At 34.3% G+C, this 4,042-nt stretch carries 3 protein-coding genes; all 3 read right to left on the bottom strand.

The features are described from left to right. Positions 1-12 precede the first annotated feature (12 nt). The 3 genes from LOR49_RS17220 to LOR49_RS17210 are packed head-to-tail and all read right to left on the bottom strand — an operon-like array spanning position 13 to position 3,748. Positions 13-408, bottom strand: a complete 396-nt coding sequence (locus LOR49_RS17220; RefSeq protein WP_240378185.1) for a DUF6262 family protein — start codon at positions 406-408, stop codon at positions 13-15. Beyond that, the gene (locus tag LOR49_RS17215) at positions 401-2,539 is read right to left on the bottom strand and encodes a tyrosine-type recombinase/integrase (protein WP_240378183.1); all 2,139 of its coding nucleotides are present in this window, start codon (positions 2,537-2,539) and stop codon (positions 401-403) included. Before LOR49_RS17215 ends, LOR49_RS17220 begins: the two co-directional genes overlap by 8 nt. A gap of 30 nt (positions 2,540-2,569) precedes the next feature. After that, complete coding sequence (locus LOR49_RS17210) at positions 2,570-3,748, bottom strand: tyrosine-type recombinase/integrase (RefSeq protein WP_240378182.1); 1,179 nt, start codon at positions 3,746-3,748, stop codon at positions 2,570-2,572. Positions 3,749-4,042 lie beyond the last annotated feature (294 nt).

Below are 4,042 nucleotides of genomic sequence, written 5' to 3'. Positions count from 1 at the left end.
GTTGAATAAGGATTATATACTCTCAAAATAGTTGGCCAACTTTTCTTTTTCATTTTCACGTAATCGCTTATTTTCTTGTTCAAGTTCTTTATTCTTTTTCTCCAGTTTTTCAATCCTTCTTTTAAGTGAAGCTATTACAGCGTTTTGATTATTTTCATCCCGTTTTATCCTTGAATCTACAAACTTTTCTTCTTGTTGATTTCGTAAGAAATTGATACGCTCTTTAAGAGCTGAATGGTTATACAGCGTTGCTTTGCTCACTCCAGCTTCTTTCGCTACGCTATTAAAGTTAATTGCCTTAGAACTCTTTATAAGGCGTTTAATAGCTTCTTCAACCTTATCTTTAGTTTCTTGCTTTCTCTTTTCATGTAGCCGCCTTAATTGTTCCTCGCGATCAAAACTAGCCATGTTTAACACCTCCTTTTGCTTTACGTTCTAATTGTCTCTTAATGCGGTCAAATCGACCAAAAATAACATTTCCTTCTTTGATTGTTTCGTAAATATTCTGGTACCTTTCCAAGTTTTTTTCGTTTGCCTTAACCATATCTTCACGACCATACTCTTTAGATGCTTCAATCCACTTTGTGGTAGTTTCTATAAGGAGTTCGTACTTTTTAACATCAAAACTTGTCATGCCTACCGCTAAATCAAAACAAGGTTTTCCATCGTTCGCAGTGAGACAAGGGGGTTCTGCTGCCAATGGGCAATTCCCATTGATCCTTGCACGACAGGTTCCATAAGGGTTATCTAAGGCATTTAACTTCTCGTCTTTCCACAACATATCAAGAATGTCTTCAGGAATATCTTCTGTTTCAGAAACTTGATGAATTTCTCCATTTAGATCAAAGCTAAATACACCTTGTTTGACAACCTTCTCGAATTCTTTACGTTTCGTATCATCTAATAGACGAGCGTATTGCATGGTCATTTCGGGTGATGTGTGGGCTAATAACTCCTGAACGGTTAAAATATCGGCTCCACCATTTATCAATTTTACTCCATATGTATGTCGGAATTGGTGGGTTTTGAAGCGAAACAAACTGCCTGTTTCATCTGTTATATTCTTTTCTAATGCTAATTTGTTTAGTTCTTCTCGAACAAAACTCTGACTGAATGGTCTTCCCTTACGGATACCTCTGTAGCGAACAAAAAGGTATTTTTCAGGATTGTTATCATCATTGCTGTATTGCTTAGAACGGTTAATTAAAACTGCAATTATATCTGCTAGATGATCATCAATGGGTATTTTATGACCTATTACATATGTTTTTTCAACATCTGTTGTAAGATTTGGTTTTCCATTTATTCTACCTAAGCAATCCTGCGTCAATCCCAATGTATCACTTATGCGAAGACCTGTTTTGAAAGCGATCCAGACAATTGGCTGTACATCTGGATGAAGGTCATTTAGATTATTAAACAGTTGTTCCAATACATAGTCAGGTATATAATCAATTTCATCCATAGATTTTTTTGGGACAGTAGGAAAGTCTTCTGGATATACTAGACGAAACACCATATTTTCAGGTGCAAAATCTTCAAACTTCTCTAAAATTTGAAGATCTCTTATAAAGGCACGAACACACTTTAATGCTTGACGAACATATTTTTTAGGATTGGAATTTTTCTTGTTTAATTTGGTCTTTATATGTTCATTTAACTCTTCTATGTACTTTTCTATATGTTTTCTTTCAAGTTCTTTAAAATCGTTCCATTTTGGATTTTGTTTTGAAATTGAGTTTAAAAAAGGAATAGTATATGTTCCATAACTTCGAGCTGTACCCCAGGTAAAGTTTTTGCCGCTGATTAGACGACCTTTTAAATATTCTTTAAATATTTTACAAAAATTTTTATTCTCTATATTTGAAAAATCAATGTGATAACCACTTGTTGATTCATTGAATCCTATCCCATATTTTTTGTACAGCACCCGTATATCCCATCGGTCCTTCTCCCATTCATCACGGGTATCTGTTAATTGAAAAAGTGTATTATAAATCCGTGCTAAAAAGCCATCTATTTCTGTACGGGCTACGATTTCTTCCCCTCTCCACTTTTTGATGTAACTCGTCTTTTCTCCTTTACCATTCAACCAAAAGGTCCAAAGTTTTTGTTCTTTATTGATGTCTAAATCAAGAAGGGAAGTGAGATTTGGGTGCTTTTCGTTTAAATACTCAGCCAGTTTTTTTAGCGATCCTGAGATACTTTTAAATATAGTCCTTATTCCCCAACGGTCTGAAAAAATTTGATTGTAGTAAACAAACTTAATCTCCATATTGATGTTTCGATTTGCGCAGTTAAAGTAAATGTTATTTACTATTCCTTTTCTCTTGTTATATTGCTCTTCAAAATTAGGGATTTTACCAATCTCATGTATATTCCAAACATCATTAACTAAAAAGTAATCATCATTCACAATTCTTCTTGTTACTTTTCCACCGTTGGAAATATCTTTAACCTCGTAAGTGGATAGGGTGGAAGTGATTAATTCCCAATACTCACTTTTTGGGATTAGATTATTTGGTATGATTTTATCCAATGTTTGACCTCCTAAAATAATAATTTACCTCTAAAAAGGAACTACCTCGTCATGAATACCTGATTGAAAAAATTCCTCTTTGTTCTCTATGCCTCGCCCAATTTCAAAGGCTTGAGAGGCTTTCTCCCAATCCTTACGAATATCATCTTCGGAAGGGTGAACATATAGGTCAATGGTTGTTTGTATTTGTGAATGGCCTAGACGTTCTTGTACTGCCTTTATATTCTTTGTTTGAAGATAAAATATGGTTCCATGTGTATGACGAAATAGGTGAGGAGTAATATATATGCCTGTTTTCCTTTCTATCTCTTTAAGAGTTGCATAAACATCAGAATATGTTAGAGGTTCTCCAGCGTTCTTACCCCAAACCTTCACAAATACAAAGTTATGGTCAGGATTATATTCATCTAGCACTTCGAACAAATAATCATCATACAAGTCCATTAGCCCTTGAGAGATGTCGATCTTTCGTTCTCCAGTCTTCAACTTCCCCCCGTTTGGTAACTCCCCTCTATCTGTTAGTTGGATTTTGTGCTTCCTTTGTATTGCGTCAAATTGAAAGTCTTCAAGAAACAAGGAGAGAACCTCACCTATACGAAAGCCACTTTCAAAAAGTAACTTTACTAAAAATCTATCCCTAATGTTAGTAGTGGATTTATAGATTTCATTAACTTGCTCCTTTGTAAATATCTTTACTCTTACTCTTGGTTCGTCTAATTTAAGCACATTTTTGAAACGTGGTTTGTCTTTATTTACATGATATAAAAAATCCTTATATCCAGTTCCACCTGCACCTTGAAACATCTTCTTCATCAACTTTTCAACAACATTTGATTCAACAAATTCTTCTCTGTATAGATAATCATAAAATGATGTCACTACCGTAAGGTAAGTGTTTACTGTTCTTTCACTACGTTTAGCCTTAACTTCCTTTTGGGGTACTACTTTATTGCTTTCATATGGATTTCTGAGCCAAGCAACGAAGTCAGATATTATTTGAAAGCTAACTTGCTGATAATCAATTCCTCTTTGTTCTAAGTATGTAAAGTAATATTTCAAAGCCGTACAGTAAGTCTGTAAAGTATTGCTACTACTCTCCTTGTTATAGTGAAATTTCATATACTTCGCAACGGGTTCAATAGGCGATCCATTTGAATCCAAAAGCAGAAATACTTTTCTATTACCAATCAATATTTGTTCTACCTTCATAAGAGCACCTCCAACCAATTATAATTTACGATAGTGCTGCTACTTGTAATGCTTACAGTAATTGTTGTTTCTATAAGGTCCTCGAAACTAACGTTTTTGCGGAGTGCTATCCTCGCACCGAGGCTACGTCCTCTCCGAAACAAACAAACGTTCGTTTTAAATATATATTAAACCTATTAAACTATATTTTCAACCATTATTTAATTAATGTATTATGTTATTAAAAAAGGATAGCCAGTCCCCATATTAGACTAACTATCCTTTGAAATATCACCTATATTTAACCAATGATCC

The sequence above is a fragment of the Bacillus piscicola genome, from assembly GCF_022458745.1.
Taxonomy (GTDB): domain Bacteria; phylum Bacillota; class Bacilli; order Bacillales; family Marinococcaceae; genus Alteribacillus_A; species Alteribacillus_A piscicola.
This window is presented reverse-complemented; position numbering and strand designations above follow the sequence as displayed.